The organism is Pseudomonas kilonensis, assembly GCF_001269885.1.
In the GTDB taxonomy this organism is placed as follows: Bacteria; Pseudomonadota; Gammaproteobacteria; order Pseudomonadales; family Pseudomonadaceae; genus Aquipseudomonas; species Aquipseudomonas kilonensis.
Map to the genome: position 1 here is coordinate 955605 of NZ_LHVH01000017.1, position 16705 is coordinate 972309.

12 protein-coding genes are annotated in these 16705 nt (G+C 59.3%); 5 read left to right on the top strand and 7 right to left on the bottom strand.

The genetic code is table 11. The annotated features are described in order from the left end of the window. Nucleotides 1-2: 2 nt before the first annotated feature. Nucleotides 3-248: a hypothetical protein gene (locus tag AD662_RS10820; protein WP_053187107.1), complete on the top strand. Its 246-nt coding sequence runs from the start codon at nt 3-5 to the stop codon at nt 246-248. 184 nt (nt 249-432) lie between these two features. On the opposite strand, the gene AD662_RS10825 is transcribed toward AD662_RS10820, so the two are convergent. Continuing rightward, entirely contained in the window at nt 433-954 is a 522-nt protein-coding gene (locus AD662_RS10825; RefSeq protein ID WP_018604791.1) for a DUF4142 domain-containing protein, read from the bottom strand. A 217-nt stretch (nt 955-1171) separates the two neighbouring features. Here AD662_RS10825 and AD662_RS10830 point away from each other — a divergent pair, with 217 nt between their 5' ends. Beyond that, on the top strand, nt 1172-1408 hold the full coding sequence (locus tag AD662_RS10830; RefSeq protein WP_018604789.1) for an HP1242/YdcH family protein: 237 nt from the start codon (nt 1172-1174) through the stop codon (nt 1406-1408). Between the two features lie 219 nt (nt 1409-1627). On the opposite strand, the gene AD662_RS10835 is transcribed toward AD662_RS10830, so the two are convergent. The 3 genes from AD662_RS10835 to AD662_RS10845 all read right to left on the bottom strand — a co-directional run bounded on the left by AD662_RS10835 (nt 1628) and on the right by AD662_RS10845 (nt 3772). Then, nucleotides 1628-2491 carry a LysR family transcriptional regulator gene (locus AD662_RS10835; RefSeq protein ID WP_018604787.1) on the bottom strand — a complete coding sequence of 288 codons (864 nt, stop codon included), beginning with the start codon at nt 2489-2491 and terminating at the stop codon, nt 1628-1630. Between the two features lie 204 nt (nt 2492-2695). Continuing rightward, nucleotides 2696-3010 carry an SCP2 sterol-binding domain-containing protein gene (locus tag AD662_RS10840; protein ID WP_053178793.1) on the bottom strand — a complete coding sequence of 105 codons (315 nt, stop codon included), beginning with the start codon at nt 3008-3010 and terminating at the stop codon, nt 2696-2698. Nucleotides 3011-3061: 51 nt separating this feature from the next. Continuing rightward, nucleotides 3062-3772: a histidine phosphatase family protein gene (locus AD662_RS10845; protein ID WP_018604782.1), complete on the bottom strand. Its 711-nt coding sequence runs from the start codon at nt 3770-3772 to the stop codon at nt 3062-3064. A gap of 226 nt (nt 3773-3998) precedes the next feature. Between AD662_RS10845 and sohB the strand changes: the two genes are divergently transcribed. Next, nucleotides 3999-5030, top strand: coding sequence for a protease SohB (gene sohB / locus AD662_RS10850; RefSeq protein WP_003200184.1), 1032 nt, complete (start codon nt 3999-4001; stop codon nt 5028-5030). 224 nt (nt 5031-5254) lie between these two features. Here the strand turns inward: sohB and AD662_RS10855 are convergent, their stop codons facing one another. Next, the gene (locus AD662_RS10855) at nt 5255-5749 is read right to left on the bottom strand and encodes a DUF934 domain-containing protein (RefSeq protein WP_053187110.1); all 495 of its coding nucleotides are present in this window, start codon (nt 5747-5749) and stop codon (nt 5255-5257) included. Further along, on the bottom strand, nt 5733-7391 hold the full coding sequence (locus tag AD662_RS10860) for a nitrite/sulfite reductase (RefSeq protein WP_053178797.1): 1659 nt from the start codon (nt 7389-7391) through the stop codon (nt 5733-5735). The genes AD662_RS10855 and AD662_RS10860 overlap by 17 nt, the downstream gene beginning before the upstream one ends. A 503-nt stretch (nt 7392-7894) precedes the next feature. On the opposite strand from AD662_RS10860, the gene AD662_RS10865 reads away from it, so the two are divergent. Then, entirely contained in the window at nt 7895-9031 is a 1137-nt protein-coding gene (locus AD662_RS10865; protein WP_053187113.1) for an ABC transporter substrate-binding protein, read from the top strand. Nucleotides 9032-9106: 75 nt separating this feature from the next. On the opposite strand, the gene AD662_RS10870 is transcribed toward AD662_RS10865, so the two are convergent. Then, nucleotides 9107-9325 carry a DUF2970 domain-containing protein gene (locus tag AD662_RS10870; RefSeq protein ID WP_018604755.1) on the bottom strand — a complete coding sequence of 73 codons (219 nt, stop codon included), beginning with the start codon at nt 9323-9325 and terminating at the stop codon, nt 9107-9109. Nucleotides 9326-9480: 155 nt separating this feature from the next. On the opposite strand from AD662_RS10870, the gene AD662_RS10875 reads away from it, so the two are divergent. Continuing rightward, nucleotides 9481-16392, top strand: a complete 6912-nt coding sequence (locus AD662_RS10875) for an NEL-type E3 ubiquitin ligase domain-containing protein (RefSeq protein ID WP_053187116.1) — start codon at nt 9481-9483, stop codon at nt 16390-16392. The last annotated feature ends 313 nt before the right edge of the window (nt 16393-16705 follow it).

A 16705-nucleotide genomic window follows, 5' to 3' on the forward strand; every position in this document is an offset into this window, starting at 1 on the left:
GAATGTTCGAGACCGGTCATCCATCCGGCCCTGCCATGAACGAGGTGCCTATGAACGACGATTCCGCAACCACCCAACCACTGCGCCCTGCCGGAACGGACCAGGCCCAGAGCGCCGCCACGGAGGTCGATCAGAAAAATCGTCATAGGGACAATGACAACACCTTCAGCCCCGGCTTCAAGCCTGAACCGGATCGGCCGAAATCTGGCGAGGATACTGACGCTGATATCGACACCGATGGTGGCTAGCCCATGACGGATGTGCGACACCGATTCATTGTGGGAGCGAGCTTGCTCGCGATGACTGTGGCAAATTCGATATCCCTGTGACTGGACCACCGCTATCGCGAGCAAGCTCGCTCCCACAGGGAGGGCTTCGAAAAAACGGCGCTTCCCTTCCAACGGAGGCGCCGGGCTTTTTTCGTGCCTCGCTCTACTTGCTTGGATGCGCAGCCTGAAGTTTCTTGGCGGCTTCCAGGTGATGTTGCAGTTCCGGCAGCATCTTCTGGGCGAACGCCTTGAGTTCGGTATTGCCAGCCTTCTTGTCGTCGGTAACGGTTTCGGCTTCTTTCTTGAACAGGGCGATGGTTTCTTCGTGGGCCTTGACCTGGTTGTTGGCGTAGGCCGCATCAAAGGATTCATCGCGCACGTCGAGAATCTTCGCCTTGGCTTTTTTCATCAACGTGGTGTCGTCGGGTACTTCGATGTCATGTTTTTGCGCCAGGGCTTTCAGCTCTTCGTTGGCCTTGGTGTGGTCGGTGATCATCTTGTTGGCGAATTCCTTGATGTCCGCCGATTGGCTTTTTTCCAAGGCCAGTTTGCTGGTCTCGATTTCTGCAATGCCACCGGCCGCCGCGTTGTCGACAAAGTCGTTGGAAGTCGCGGCCCATGCCATGCCCATGCTGGTACTCAGGGCAACTGCCAGGCCGAGTTGACGCAGGGTGAATCTGTCCATAGGTAAGTCTCCACACACGTTGAACGAGCGATTCTTGTCGTCTCTGCTCAATGGAGGGCGAGGCACCGGCAAAGGTTTGATCGCCAAGCGATCCGGTACGACGAACGGTCACCGCTGGTCGGATTGGCGGTCGACAGAACCCTGTCGAGGAGGCCATCCTGATAATCGACGGGCGCCGCAAGGGCGTCTGCCACCGACCCATCGAAGGAGGTGTTCCATGCCGGTGTCCCACGATTTGTGCCAGGATCTCAAATGCACAAAAGACCACATCCAGCAAAAACGCAGCGAGAATCCAAGGCTCGACTCGTTACTTCAAAAATACTCCCAACTTGATGCCGAGGTGGTCGAAGCCGAGAAACCGTCCTCCGGCGCGTTGTCCGACGATGCTTTGGAGACGCTCAAGAAGAAGCGATTACTGGTCAAGGACGAGATCGTGGCCCACATGCAGAGGTAGTGCGAAGGGCTTTTGTGGCCAGAGATTGCTCCCGCTGGGCCGTAGGAGCTGTGTAGGAGCTGTCGAGTGCAACGAGGCTGCGATCTTTTCCCTGCCACTTGAACCTCAAGCGAAAGATCAAAAGATCAAAAGATCAAAAGATCGCAGGCTTCGCCAGCTCCTACAAAGCGGGAGCAAGCTCTGGCCACGACGGCCCCTCATGCCTTGCCTCCCAACCTGTCAGGTCAATGGATCCCAGCGCTGCGACCAGTCGCTGCCGGTCTTGACGATCTCTCGCAACACCTCGAACGCCTGCTGCAACGCCGCTGAATCCCGATCGCGGGAGTAGACCAGGTAGGTGGGGTAGTTGAATTCCGGTGCCTTGGGCACCCGTTCCAGGATGCCGCTGTCCAGGTAGCTCTGCACGACCCGGGTGCGGAAGTAGCCGCTGCCGCCGTTTTCCAGGATGTACTGCAGGGCCAGGGGGCCGAGGTTGAAGGTCACGGCGGCCTTGGCCTTGTCTGGTAGCGCGGTGTCGTGTTGGCGCCGGAAGTCAGCACTCCAGTCGATGTACACGTAGGGCTCGGGACGGGCGGCCAGGCGTACCAGGATGAGCTTTTCTTCCAGCAGCTGTTCTACCTGCAGCCGCGGCCAGTATTCGGGTTGATACACCACCGCCGCGTCCAGCAGACCCAGCTCCAGCTGTTGCAGCAGTTTCTCGCCGTCGCGGATGTCCATGCGCAGGGCATGGCCGGGAATCTTCTGGCGCAGTCCGCCGGCCCAGGCGAGCATCAACGGATTGCACAGGCTGACCTCGCCCCCCAGGTGCAAGACGTTGCGATAGCCCTCGGGCAGTGGCAGGTCCCGACGGGCTGCTTCCCAGGTCTGCACGAGCTGGTTGGCGTAGACCACAAACGCCTCGCCGTCGCTGGTCAAGCGCGCGCCGGCCCTGTTGCGTACGAACAGCGCGCAGCCAAGCTGGCTTTCGAGCTTCTGGACCCGGGCGGTGATCGCCGTCTGGGTCACGTGCAGCTTTTCGGCCGCAGCAGCGAGGCTGCCGTGGCGGACGATTTCCAGGAAGGTGCGAGCGAGGTCGATGTCCATGTTCAGGCCGATACGGGGAAGCGGGCATTGTAAGAGCTGACGCGCCTCCCCGATACCTGCGAACCGCAGATCCCTTGTGGGAGCGAGCCTGCTCGCGATAGCGGCGGGGCAGCCAGCGAAGATACTTGAGGCAAAAACACGAATCCCGCCACGGGGGCGGGATTCGTTTGCAATCAAAGGCCCGCGAAGAACGCGAGCGCAGTCTCAGCCTGGGAACAGCTCGGACAGTTTCATGGCCAGCATCATGTCGCCTTCGGTGCGCAGCTTGCCGCCCATGAACGCTTGCATGCCGTCGGTGCTGCCGTCGACGATGCCCTGCAGGGTTTCGCCGTCCATCACCAGGGTCACCTGGGCGTCCGGGTTCTCACCTTCCTGCAGTTCGCAGGTGCTGTCCTTGACGATCAGCGAGAAATTCTTGGTATCGTCGATGCGGAAACCGAATACCAGGTCCAGGCCGGCAGCGGCGGCTGGGTTGAACTTGGCTTTCATGGCTTGTACGGCGTCGGCTACGGAGGTCATGGTTTCGATCCTTATTTGGGTGGTACAGCAAGGGTCTACAGTAATCCGGACTCAGCGAAAGGTGATGAGGTCCGGGGCCTTCAGCAGTTGCAGGTGGGCATGGCTGTTGAAGGAAGCCAGGGCCACCTCGCGACCCCTGAATTTCAGGTGGTTGAGCGAGGTGTTGACGATTTGCCAGTTCAGTTCGAAGGCCTGTCGGGCCGGTATCTGGGTGATCAGGTGGAGCAGGGCGGTGATGGTGCCGCCGGAGGTGAATACGGCGATTTTATGGGTGTTGTCGGCTTGCTCCAGGATGCGGTGCAGGCCCGCCTGGACCCGCTCGACGAAACCCAGCCAGCTTTCCAGGCCCGGCGGGTCATACTGGCCGCTGAGCCAGCGTTCGACGATCAGTGCGAAGATGCGCTGGAACTCGGCACGGTTCTGCGCAGCGTTGCGCAGGATATGCAGCGCCTCGGGCTCCTGGGGGAGCATGTCCGGCAGCAGGGCGCGAATGACCGCGTCGGCATCGAACTCGTTGAACGCGGCGTCGATTTCCAGCCCGGGAACCGGTAACCCGGCGGCGGACATCTGGCCCAGCGCGCCGATGGCGGTATCCTGTTGGCGACGCAGGTCACCCGAGAGGCAGCGATCGAATACGACACCGAGCTCCGCCAGGTGGCCGCCGAGCACTTGCGCCTGGCGCACGCCATTGGGTGAAAGGACATCGTAGTCGTCCGCACCAAAGGAGGCCTGGCCATGTCGAATCAGATAGATACTGCCCACGTCCGCGTCATCCCGGTACGTTGAAGGTTTGGCGAGGTTATGGGGATGGCGGTGAGCTGTCAATGAAAAAACATACGCTTGTTTGAAATGCCCGTTGCAGCCTTGTCCTGCCTCGCTCGCCTCAAGGTAACCACAGGTTTCATGACTGGCCGCGACGCAGTCGCATGGGTATGCTGGAGCCGTTACGCGCCTGCGTTCAGTGGCGCATCGCATTTAAGGAGTTGCTGTGGAGTTTTTCATCGAGTACGCCGGTTTCCTGGCCAAGACCGTGACGTTGGTGATCGCCATCCTGGTGGTGCTGGCCAGTTTTGCGGCGCTGCGCAGCAAGGGGCGGCGCAAGTCGACCGGCCAGTTGCAGGTGAGCAAACTCAACGATTTCTACAAGGGACTGCGTGAGCGCCTGGAGCAGACGCTGCTGGACAAGGATCAGCTCAAGGCGCTGCGCAAGGCCGAGGGCAAGGCTGAAAAGGCCGGGAAGAAAAACAAGGACAAGCCGGCGGCCAAGCCCCGGGTGTTCGTGCTGGATTTCGACGGTGACATCAAGGCCTCGGCCACCGAGAGCCTGCGTCATGAAATCACCGCGCTGCTGACCCTGGCGACACCCAAGGATGAAGTGGTGCTGCGCCTGGAAAGTGGCGGCGGCATGGTCCACAGCTACGGCCTGGCCTCGTCGCAACTGGCGCGGATCCGTCAGGCCGGCGTGCCGTTGACGGTCTGCATCGACAAGGTCGCGGCCAGCGGTGGCTACATGATGGCGTGTATTGGCGAGAAGATTATCAGCGCTCCTTTTGCGATCCTGGGCTCCATCGGCGTCGTCGCGCAATTGCCCAACGTCAACCGTTTGCTGAAGAAGCATGACATCGATTTCGAAGTGTTGACGGCCGGGGAATACAAACGCACGTTGACGGTGTTCGGCGAAAATACCGAGAAGGGCCGGGAGAAATTCCAGGAAGACCTGGACATCACCCATGAGCTGTTCAAGAACTTCGTGTCCAACTACCGCCCGCAACTGGCCATCGATGAAGTGGCGACCGGTGAAGTCTGGCTGGGTGTCGCGGCGCAGGGCAAGGGCTTGGTGGACGAGCTGAAAACCAGCGATGAATACCTGGCCGAGCGGGCCAAGGGTGCCGAGCTGTACCACCTGCACTACGCCGAACGCAAAAGCCTGCAGGAGCGTATAGGCATGGCGGCCAGCGGTTCGGTGGATCGCGTGCTGCTCAGTTGGTGGAGCCGCCTGACCCAGCAGCGGTTCTGGTAACTCGGGGGTAGGGGCTCTCAGCGTTGAGTCCCACCGCCAATTCCCTGTGGGAGCGGGCTTGCTCGCGAAGGCGGCGGCACATCCAACATCCTCTGTTCAGACACACCGCTTTCGCGAGCAAGCCCGCTCCCACAGTGATTCCGAGGTGGCTGGGCATCGATCACTCACCCTCAAAAAAGCCCTGAACCGGTATCCCCGGCTCAGGGCTTTTTCATGGGGCTGTTTCAGCGACGACGGAACAACGGCAGCGGTTCGTCAGTGGCAGCCTGGTAGGTCACCGAGAAGTCCCTGAGGCTTTCGAGGGCTTCGTAGGGGTCTTTGTCGGCACGCAAGGCGAAGGCGTCGAAGCCGCAGCGGCGCATGTAGAACAGCTGGTCGCGCAGCACGTCGCCAATTGCCCGCAATTCACCCTTGAAACCATAGCGGTCACGCAGCAGGCGAGCGTTGGAGTAGCTGCGCCCGTCGGTGAAGGCCGGGAAGTTCAAGGCGATGACCTGCAACTGGTTGGCGTCCTCGCCGATTTCCTCGGCTTCCTCGTCGGCGTCCAGCCACACACCCAGGCCGCCGTCGCGGGCCTTGAGGGCGTGGGCATGATCGCGCCACAGGGCCAGGGGCACGATCAGGTCGTCACAGTTGGAGATGCCGTCGAAGGTCGCGTCCTTGGGCAGCAGGTGCCAGGTTTCGTCGATGACCTCGTTGTTCTTAATGATTCGCTGCATAGACGCGTTCCTTGAAGAGGTCGATGCCAATACGTTGGTAAGTGTCGATGAAGCGCTCGTCTTCGGTACGTTGTTCGATGTACACGTCGATCAGCTTCTCGATCACGTCAGGCATGTCGTCCTGGGCAAACGACGGGCCGAGGATCTTGCCCAGGCTGGCGTCGCGGCTACCGCTGCCGCCCAGGGAGACCTGGTAGAACTCTTCGCCTTTCTTGTCCACGCCCAGGATGCCGATGTGGCCGACGTGGTGGTGACCACAGGCGTTCATGCAACCGGAAATGTTCAGGTCCAGCTCGCCGATGTCGAACAGGTAGTCCAGGTCGTCGAAACGACGCTGGATCGATTCGGCGATAGGGATCGACTTGGCGTTGGCCAGCGAGCAGAAGTCGCCGCCCGGGCAGCAGATCATGTCGGTCAGCAGGCCGATGTTCGGGGTGGCGAAACCTTGCTCGCGCAGCTCGCCCCACAGGGTGAACAACTGGCTCTGTTCAACGTCTGCCAGGATGATGTTCTGCTCGTGGGAAGTGCGTAGCTGGCCGAAGCTGTAGCGCTCGGCCAGGTCGGCCACGGCGTCCAGTTGCTTGTCGGTGATGTCGCCGGGCGCGACGCCGGTCGGCTTCAGGGACAGGGTCACCGCGACATAACCCGGCTTCTTGTGGGCCAGGGTATTGCGGGTGCGCCAGCGGGCGAAGCCCGGGTGTTCCTTGTCGAGGGCTGCCAGTTCGGCGTCCTGATTGCCCAGGGCTTTGTACTGCGGGTCGACGAAATGCTTGGCGACGCGATGCACTTCGGCTTCGGTCAGGGTGGTCTGGCCGCCACGCAGGTGAGCCATCTCGGCGTCGACCTTCTCGGCGAACACTTCAGGCGTCAGGGCCTTGACCAGGATCTTGATCCGCGCCTTGTATTTGTTGTCGCGACGGCCGTAGCGGTTGTATACCCGCAGGATGGCGTCGAGGTAGCTCAGCAGGTCCTGCCACGGCAGGAACTCGTTGATGAACGCGCCGACCACCGGCGTACGTCCCAGGCCACCGCCCACCAGCACACGGAAGCCCAGCTCGCCGGCCGCGTTGTAGACCGTCTCCAGGCCGATGTCGTGGACTTCGATGGCCGCACGGTCCGAGGTCGAGCCGTTGATGGCGATCTTGAACTTGCGTGGCAGGTAGGCGAATTCCGGGTGGAACGTCGTCCACTGGCGGACGATCTCGCACCATGGGCGCGGGTCGATCAGCTCGTCGGCTGCGACACCGGCGAACTGGTCGGTGGTGACGTTGCGCAGGCAGTTGCCGCTGGTCTGGATCGCGTGCATCTGCACGGTGGCCAGTTCGGCGAGAATCTCGGGCACATCTTCCAGGGCTGGCCAGTTGTACTGGACGTTCTGCCGGGTACTGATGTGGGCGTAGCCCTTGTCGTAGTCGCGGGCAATTTTCGCCAGCATGCGCACCTGGCGCGAGGTCAGTTGGCCATAAGGCACAGCCACGCGCAGCATCGGGGCGAAGCGCTGGATATACAAGCCATTCTGCAAGCGCAGAGGGCGGAATTCTTCTTCGCTCAGCTCGCCTGCCAGATAGCGTCGGGTCTGATCACGGAACTGCTTGACGCGGTCCTCGATGATCCGCTGATCGTACTCGTCATATACGTACATATAAGTCTCGGTCTCAGGCTTGGGCCGATCAGAAACAGCTGCATGTTGGCTCGCTGGAATCGGGTTCTGCCTCGGCAATTCTGCGCGCACGGCCGCGCACTCCTAGAGGAGCCGGTGCAAGATACCTGTTTTGAGTTATGCGCAAAAGTGATGTTTGAGTATATGTAAAGAACCAAATCGACTAATGAGATTGATTATTGCCTAACCCACATTTGTCGTGCGGGCAATCATCGTCTTAACTGTGGTCGAGTCCCTATGCAATCACCTACAAAACCGACAAGAGGCGATGCAATGAGCAATCCGACCAAAGCAAGGAAAAGCGACAGTTCTGTTGATGCCTGGGCCATTTTGTTCCTGATTATCCTGGTGGTGGGCACCGCAGTGTTCTGGGTCAGCCATCAATAGGTTCGAGCCGTTGCCGGCCACATGAAGGTCTCGCGTTCATGTGCCGGTTCGCCACCCGGGTCGTTATACTGGGTGGCGTATTACTTGGGGCGGGCGGGATGTCGAAGTTTATCTGCAGGCTATTGGGGCTGTTATGCCTGTCATTCTGGACGCAGGCCCAAGCCGCCCATGTGGTTTCTTCTTCCGAGGCGTTGCCTGGCAGTTCGACTGCTCCTTCGGTCGTGTTCCTGAACCCGGGCCACTCCACCGAACCCTTCTGGGTCAGCTACACCGAATTCATGCAAGCGGCGGCAAGCAAGCTGGGCTTGCGGCTGCGCGTGGAGTATGCCGGGCGCGATCCCCAACTGATGATTCGCCTGGCGCGCGAGGCCGTCACGGCGAAGGACCGTCCGGACTACCTGGTGTTGGTCAACGAGCAATATGTCGCCCCGCGGATCCTGCAATTGGCGCAGGGCAGTGGGGTCAAGCTGTTCCTGGTGAACAACACGTTGACCAGCGATCAGACTCGCCTGCTGACAGAGAACGGTGCCGCACCTCCCGAGTTGCTCGGCAGCCTGGTGCCCAATGATGAGCGCAGCGGTTACCTGATGCTCAAGGAACTGTTGCGCCAATACGGACCGCTGGCACCTGGGCAGACCCTCGACTTGCTGGCTTTTTCCGGGAAGAAACTCACCCCTTCGGCGCAACTGCGCGAGAAGGGCCTGCTCCGGGCGCTGGCCGAGCACCCGCAAGTGCACCTGCGCCAGTTGGTCTATGGCGAGTGGAATCGCGAACGGGCTCATGAGCAGGCGAGCCAGTTGGTCAAGCGCTATCCGCAGACCGCGCTGGTCTGGTCGGCCAACGATGAAATGGCCCTGGGTGCCATGCAGGCGTTCGAGGCGGCGGGTCGCCAACCGGGCAAGGATGTGTTGTTCAGCGCCATGAACAGCTCCAGGGCGGCGCTCCAGGCCCGTATCGACGGGCGCTTGAGCGTGCTGTTCACCGGGCACTTCAGCTTGGGAGGGTGGGCCATGGTGCTGCTCCATGATCACGCCCGAGGCGTCGACCTCGCGCGTCATGGCGGTTACAACCAGCAGATCGACCTGATGCAATCGCTCGATCCGGCCCGCGCCCGCGCGTGGTTGAACATGAATCCCGCCAAGGACTATCGCCTGGACTTCAAGCGCTTCAGCCTGGTGTCTCACCCGGATGGCGAGCGCTATGCCTTTTCGCTCGATGCCCTGGGGCGGCGCTAGAGCGACTCAGATCGAGACGGGCGGTACGGCTGTTTCGTTTCGCACGAGGCCCGGTTCCATATTTGCAGATCCGTTCTATACGCCCGCAAAGTACAACACCAGATTGACGATCCCATACAACGTCAACCCGAAAATCACCGTAAACAGGATGCCCAGCAGAATAAAGTGACTCGGCTTGCCGTGGGTGAAGTCGCGGGCGCGGTTTTTTCCGCTTTGCACGCCAAGGGCCGCCGCTCCCACGCTGTGGAGCATTTGCCAGAGGGTGGGCGCCTTATTTTCGCTTGGTTCGTCCATGATGCTCTCCATACACAAGGTCGTATGTGGAGAGCATAGCCAATCTCTGCAGGCTTAAATCCCTCATTACACAGTTTCCCATCGACCTATAACTATGTACCGCCCATGCGGTTCGCTAAACGGGTCTGCTGTCGCTTCATTCAAAGGAGCGATGTATGTCACCCGATTCCACACAGTCCCCGGAAAAAATACAGCCAAAGCCACGGGCCACGGAGAGTCTGCACGCGGACTTCCTGGAAGCCGCCATGCCGGCATGGCTCATCGAGGCTTCGACGCAACGCAGGCAGGCGATGAAGCAAGTCGGAACGCAGATGCCGGCCTGGTACGCGAACGCTTCGCCAGAGCAGCGCAAGGTCGTGGATGCCTGTTTTAAGGAAAGTCTTGCGGCACAGAATCAACTGGATAAGACCATGTCCTCATTCCAGGACATCGATACCTTTGCCAGGCCGCTGTTGGTTCAGGCACTGAAAGATCAATTCAAGATAGAGCTGGATGTCGACAAGACCTTGTTGTGCCTTAGACGAGCCACGGAAATGGGTGTGTTCAGGATAGAAATTGGTACGTTTGAGTTGTTGAAGCTGCCTATGCTGCAGGCCGCGCTGCACAACTTCGAAAGTTGGGAATGCGATCACGATGCCTACCACCATAGCTCCGGATTTGTCAGGGAAACGGGAACCCCTGACGCATACGCACCCGTGGCTCTGAGCCTGTCGGTAAGCCAATTCCTCACCCTGTGCCGTACCCTAGATATCGGTACCAAGTACCAGGCCTACCTCAAATCGTTTTTTTACCCGGCTGACGCGGCGATCGAAACGACTTTGCGCCAGCACTTCATTGCCAGCCAGAAAACCGCGATGAGGGCCGCCGCCGAACAAGCGCTGCTGGCAAAGGATATCGAGCCCGGGGATCACGCGATGATTCTTTCGGTCATCGAGGGGGAGAACAACCCTTGGCTGGGCAAAAAACCGGTCTGGTTCGAAGACATGACCGTTATGAAGCAACGGCTGGTGGGCTGTGTTGCGTTCACGATTTGTGAAATGCATCGCTACAGCGATGAAACGATTCTCTACGTGCCTCATGACCCCGAACATCCGCTGAAGCGTTACAACGGCGATCAACTGAAAACACGCATCAAACAATTGCTTACCACGCCCGATACTGGGCAATCTCAAGACATCGGCCCCACGCCTTATCAACGTTTTTTCAGTCAGTTCGTGCCGTACGATATGCGGCCTTATTTCTTCAGTCAGTTTGTCCAGGAAGCGGCCCATTCACTAGGCGATACAGTGATTTCTATAGGCGAAACCATCAGCGATTCGCCATGGATGATTTTCATCGAGTCCACTAATCCAGCCTATAGCCTGACGTACATTAAAAATCCTGCCCCCAAACACCCAAAAATGCAGCGTGAATCTGATCCCTATATCGCAGCTTCGACGGTGAGCCGCAAAGGGCAAGCATTGTGGGACGATAACTTGGATCCGTGGGACTACCTCTATGATCGACATCGTGAAAAGGTACTGGCCGATGCGCGCAGTCATGCGGTTCCAACGGATGATGTCGACACCAAGGCAAGGGATGCAAAGCTGGCCCATTTAATGGAGGAGGGTCTGTTTGCACTCAACCTGGTATCCATGTTCGTTCCGGTGTTGGGCGAGGTCATGATGGTCGTCATGGCGGGACAGCTTTTATATGAAACCCTTGAAGGTGCGGTCGAGTGGGGCGAAGGCGACAAACGGGCAGCCAAGGCTCACTTGATCGACGTCGCAGAAAACCTGGCGTTGATGGGCGCGATGGCCGGTGTGGGGGCCGGGGTCAGCAAGCTGGCCGCCATCAAGCCTGAACCGGTGATCGAGTGCCTTGAGCCTGTGACGTTGCCTAATGGCGAAACACGCTTGTGGAAGCCGGAACTGAGCAGCTATGAAAGCGCTGTAACACTCACCGATACGAGCACTCCGAACGCGCTGGGGCAATACGAAGTCGATGGGAAAACCCATATTCGTTTAGGGGGAAAGGTGTACGAGCAGTTTTTCGACGCATCGATCCACAAATGGCGAATCAAGCATCCAACGGACGAGGCGGCGTACCAACCTATCCTCCTGCATAACGGCAACGGAGCCTGGCGGCATTCGCTGGAGCGCCCGATGGCGTGGGATCGCCTGACGCTGCTCAGGCGCATGGGCCATGAGACCGCGGCGTTTTCGGATGAGATGCTGCTCAGGCTCGCCGATGTCAGCGGCGTCAGCGATGACGCGCTACGCAAAATGCACATGGACCGAATGATGCCCCCTCCCGAGCTGAGGGATGCGATGCGGCTGTTCAAGGCGGATGCCGAGGCCGCGCAGGTGATTGATCAGTTGCAAGCTGAAGAAAATCCGGGAGGGTTAACCCGGCAGCAAGTTTTTGAAAGGATCTACAAGGGCACGGAACCTGTGGACAGTCGTATCAGGATTTTGCAGCGTGAGTGCCCAGGCCTTAGCGAGGCTGCCGCCCAGGAGGTCATCGCCCACGGTAGTGCTGCGGATCTCGCCCGTCTTGACGCAAAGCGCCGCGCGCCGTTGAGCATGCTCGAAGAGGCTCGCTGGTATGCACGACAAGGACGTCAGGTTCGGGCGTATGGGGGATTGCACAGCGACAATATCGTTTCGGCGGACAGCCGACGCTTGGCATTGCATGCCCTGGAAAGACTGCCGGGCTGGCCCGTTACGCTGCGCCTGGAAGTGCGCGAGGGAAGCGACGCGGGTGCGCTGCTCGAAAGCATCGGCGACAAGAATGCGCCTGAAAAAAAATACCTGATCAAAAACGGACCTGGCTATCAGGCCTTCAATGAGCTGGGTGAGGAGCCTGGTGGCATGCCCCGGCGGGGCGGCAACTTCTACCGTTCGATCCTGCAGGTTCTGCCCGCTGATGCGCGTTCCGCCCTGGGGCTGCCGGAGGGGAACGGCCCCGAGCTGCAACGCATGATCATCGATTACGCCTACCTGCATCGTGGGGACATGACCCAGCTCCTTGAAACCCCCGCCAAGCGCTTCAAACCACCGGTTCGCGTGAGCGCGACGCTCAAGGGGTATTACGCGAGCGGCCGGGGTAGGGGAATGCATCCTTCCATTGAGGCGCGGGTGGAGGCACTTTACCCCAGCGAGCCACAGGCCGAGGCGTTCATCAGGCAACAACGGGGCAAGACCGAACGGCAGATCTATTTGGAACTGCAAACGCGCCAGCGCGAGTGGGAGTCGCTCGACGGCACGCTTGAACAATGGCTGGGCGAGACGCTCGGCAGCCCGGCCGATGCGCATAAAAATAGGTTTGCGCAGGCGCTCAGGGACGGTTGGCGCAATCGCCCGTTAGCGCAAGAGTCCCCCGAAGGCGCGCGGCTGGTGCTTTCCTGTGAGGTGTCGCTGCCCCCAATAGCCACCCATTTTGCGCATGTACGGGAATTGTCGGTGATTGGCGGCGGCATGACAGACGCCAATGCGGATGCCTTCCTGGCACTTTTCCCTGGGGTCACGAAATTGGAGATTGGCCTCAGGGAATCCGGATTCCTCGATCTGTCCTTCGGGCACCCGCCGTTGACCACCTTGCCGCACGCGGTGAGCCAGATGCCAGGACTCACCGACTTGCGGTTTTCCACCGCTGCTGTCTCGCTGGCCGAGAGTTTTCCACAAAGGCTCTCTTCGCTGACTTCACTGGAGGTGCTGCACATCGATTACTCAGGTTTCGATCAGACCGCCATGCACAACCTTGACCTGACACCATTGAGCCGTTTGCGTACGTTGAAAATCGAGGCGCCTCAAACGTTATCGCAATGGCCTGAATACGTGCAGCGTCTTCCCCGGCTCGAACGCCTGGAGCTGTCGCGCACATCGATACGTACGCTGCCGGATGCAATATTCGAAGGGCACGAAAAGTTGTGGGCCGGGCTATCGCTGAATTGGTCAGCGCTGACTCCGCAAGCGTTCGCGCGCGCCTACCGGTACGTCAGCGAATACTCGGGAGCGTTCGGCCATTTGGTGGACGTGGATCAAATGGTGGACGGCTACTGTCGCGGGCAATTGCGCTTGCTGGTCGGGGAGGCCGAGTCTGTCGGGCGCCTGCCCGTGAAATTTGACAGTGCCTCCAATACTCCTCAGGAACGATTTGCTGCGGTAGAAGCACTCAGGGCTGAACACGATGGAATCTTTGCGCAGTTTTTTTTCGAGCCGACGGGGGCGGAAGATTTGTCATACGCCTTGCTTTCGCCAGTGTGGTGGGAGGGCGGAGGTCTGTTGTTTCGAGCGTTGCGAGACAGCTGGCGCGGCGCTGTACGCCAACGCCTGGGTTTGCCGACCGCAGGGGGCTCCTTGTTTGAGCTGCCGGCTTCCGGGTCTGCTCTTCCCGGTAAGCAGTTTGCGGCGCTCCCAGCGTTGCCGCCCGCAAGCTTCTCCCACGTAGAAACGCTGCGCTTGGGATCGTTGGATGTTTCCCCCCGGCAGGCGCGCAACTTTTTCAGGGCCTTCAGCGGTACGCGAACATTGGAAATAAGCGGCAACGGCTTCACCGAGCTGCCTTTCGACGCCGAAGACTTGCCGGCCTTGACGCAACTCGATATGCGCAACAACAACCTGCTCGTCACGCCCACTGTTCAAGCGCAGTTCAATGGGTTGACGATGCTTGAGCAACTGAATCTGGAAAACAACCCGCTCGAGACGCTTGATGTCAGTGCCTTGACCCGGCTCAAGGCACTGGGCCTCAAAGCCACCCAGTTGCGGGCTTGGCCAGCCGGTGCCGAGAACCTGACGCAGCTTTCCTGGCTTGACTTGCGGGATAACCAACTGCAGTCGCTCCCACCAACAGTGCTGTCCAATGATGAAGTCCTGTTAAAGACCCATTTGGCCGGTAATCTCTTCAGCCCTGAAGGCGAGGCAGCCTTGAGTGCGGCATATCAGCGAGTCGAAGATGCAAGAGGGCTTCCCCATGGGGCATTGGCCCGATTTGCCAAGGAGTCTGTACCGGATCAATTCCCGCCGACGGAAACAAGCTGGTCGATCGCTCAACTTCTATTACCGCCGCCCGAGGCGTCGGCCGTGGTCGAGGGGGATGCGGGACGCAAACTGCGCCTGCAGCGGCTGGATCCGATCCTGACCCAGGAACAGGCAGCCCTGAAGCTCGGGCAATGGCGTGAAAACGGGATGACCGAGACGCAGATCGACGACCAGGTCAGCCAGTGGCATCAATCGTGTGTCTTGCTGACTCGACGGTTGAATGACTGGCTCTTCATCAGAGAAGTTCGAGTCGCAGGGGGCACCGTTTCCGCGCAAAGCCGCGCGCTGGCGGCCAAGAGCATCCGTGAGGTTTGGCAAGAGGGACTGATACGCCACGGTGGGGCAGGACAAACACTCAGTCTGCATGGCCTGCAATTGGGCGACTTGCCTGAGTTGGGTGTGCAATTTCCTGGCGTGACGACGCTGGAGCTTTCGGGTGTCTTGCTGACCGAACGGGGCTCAAACGGTTTCTTCGGTTCCTTTGCTCATTTGAATCGATTGGACCTGGGCGGCAATGAACTGACCGCCGTTCCGGATGCTGTCCTGCAAATGGAGCAATTGGAGCATCTGGGATTCGGTGATAACTACTTGCCGCCTGCGGCGGCTTACCCGTTATTGACAAACGGTCGCCTGCGTTCGCTTAACTTGACCATTAATAGACTGGTCACGTTCGATCCTCCGGATTTTGGCCAGATCGAAGCACTGGACCTCAGCTATAACGAGATAGAAAACTGGCCCAGTCAGCTATTGAACGCGCAAGAGCTGGGTGTGCTGAACTTGAGCGGCAACGAGTTTACTGATCTTCCGGCGTGGTTGCTGGATGGCAGCCACCAGAGGCTCGTGGACGGAATGGATTTGAGTGATAACGAAGACCTGTCGCTCAACACATTTTATGAACTCAGGGAATACCTTGAGTCAGGCAATCGCGAAGAGGTTTTAGGATTTTCCCGAGACGAAATCGATAGCTTGATCGCCATGTCAGAGGCGCCGCAAGACGATATCTCGGACTCCAATGACGACTCCGATGGTGGCGCAGGCGCTGATGGCCGTTACGATCCGCATGCCTCTGTCGCTGCGGTCGAACCTCTTCTTGATCCGACGGGCGACGCATCGGCCGAGGCGCTGAGTCCATGGCTGGTGGGCTCAAACAGTGAACAAATCACGGTCCGGAGCCGGATCTGGGCGCAGTTGGCCGAAGAAAACGATCACGAGCGGTTCTTCCAATTGCTTGCGCTGTTGCCCGATACGTTCGATTTCAGGTTTGACCGGGCAGAACTGACGCGACGGGTCTGGAACATCATGGACGCTGCCAGCGAAAACAGCGAGTTGCGTCAGTTGCTGTTTCAAAACGCCGAAACCCACGGTACTTGCATCGATGGCCGCATCTTGACCTTTAGCGAGTTGGAAGTGCGTGTGTTTGTCTTTCAGGCCTTGCGTGACATTCCGCTGGACCGTCCCCTGCTCAGGGGCCAGGCGTTGCTGCGCTTGTCGCGGCAGTTGTTCCGGCTGGAGAGGGTCGAAACGTTGGCTGAAGCGGCCGGCCAGGGCAGGGATCGGGCGGAAGTACGCCTGCGTTATCGCATTGGCCTGACGAGCGGATGGGGCGACGGCATCGATTTGCCGGGGCAGCCTACGCACATGGCGTTCGGCGCGCCGATCACTGGAGAACTGGCGGCGCGCACCCGCACCTCGATTCTTGAGGCAGAGCGCAGCGATGCGCTATTGGTGAGCATGGTGTCGCGTGATTACTGGATGACCTATCTTCGGGAGCGACATCCACAACAAATGCGCAATATCGAAGACGTTGTCGCCAATAGGCGTCATGAGCTCCTGGACGCACTGGAGGATCGCCGGGCTGATGGCGGAATCGATACGCAGCGGTACAACCTGGAACTCAATGCGTTGGGCCGAACAGTCGATGCCCTGCGCACGGAGAAGCTGGTTGAGTTGACGCGAAGCGAGTTGAACGATTTGCGAAGCACCGTTGGTGAAGCGGAGCAATTCGGTAACCGTTCACCCCAACCTGGACCGTCACGCCGCAACTGATCCGCGGTTGCGGATCTGAAGGCCGATCTGTCGATACCGGTGCCGTCGATGGGTCGGTTTGCTGATGTTAAAGCGTAGGCTTGTTTGCTGCTCTAGTGTCCTGTTTCGCAAATACGTTTCTTTTTTGGCGAGTGGCTGTTGTCGTCAGGCAAGGCGCCGCGACGAGTCATAGCCCGCTATGGCGAGGAGCGGCAACGCAGCATGACGACAACAGACGCCGTCAAAAAGGAACAGTATTTGTGATACAGGACACTAGCTACTGTCATATCTGACAGTAGTCGTCCCGGTTTAATGGGATCAGTCTTATGGCTCC

What these genes read in the sequence shown, in the direction of transcription:
- AD662_RS10820 (WP_053187107.1), top strand. Translation starts at nt 3, where the DNA reads ATGTTCGAGACCGGTCATCCATCCGGCCCTGCCATGAACGAGGTGCCT.
- AD662_RS10825 (WP_018604791.1), bottom strand. Translation starts at nt 954, where the DNA reads ATGGACAGATTCACCCTGCGTCAACTCGGCCTGGCAGTTGCCCTGAGT.
- AD662_RS10830 (WP_018604789.1), top strand. Translation starts at nt 1,172, where the DNA reads ATGCCGGTGTCCCACGATTTGTGCCAGGATCTCAAATGCACAAAAGAC.
- AD662_RS10835 (WP_018604787.1), bottom strand. Translation starts at nt 2,491, where the DNA reads ATGGACATCGACCTCGCTCGCACCTTCCTGGAAATCGTCCGCCACGGC.
- AD662_RS10840 (WP_053178793.1), bottom strand. Translation starts at nt 3,010, where the DNA reads ATGACCTCCGTAGCCGACGCCGTACAAGCCATGAAAGCCAAGTTCAAC.
- AD662_RS10855 (WP_053187110.1), bottom strand. Translation starts at nt 5,749, where the DNA reads ATGCAGCGAATCATTAAGAACAACGAGGTCATCGACGAAACCTGGCAC.
- AD662_RS10860 (WP_053178797.1), bottom strand. Translation starts at nt 7,391, where the DNA reads ATGTACGTATATGACGAGTACGATCAGCGGATCATCGAGGACCGCGTC.
- AD662_RS10865 (WP_053187113.1), top strand. Translation starts at nt 7,895, where the DNA reads ATGTCGAAGTTTATCTGCAGGCTATTGGGGCTGTTATGCCTGTCATTC.
- AD662_RS10870 (WP_018604755.1), bottom strand. Translation starts at nt 9,325, where the DNA reads ATGGACGAACCAAGCGAAAATAAGGCGCCCACCCTCTGGCAAATGCTC.
- AD662_RS10875 (WP_053187116.1), top strand. Translation starts at nt 9,481, where the DNA reads ATGTCACCCGATTCCACACAGTCCCCGGAAAAAATACAGCCAAAGCCA.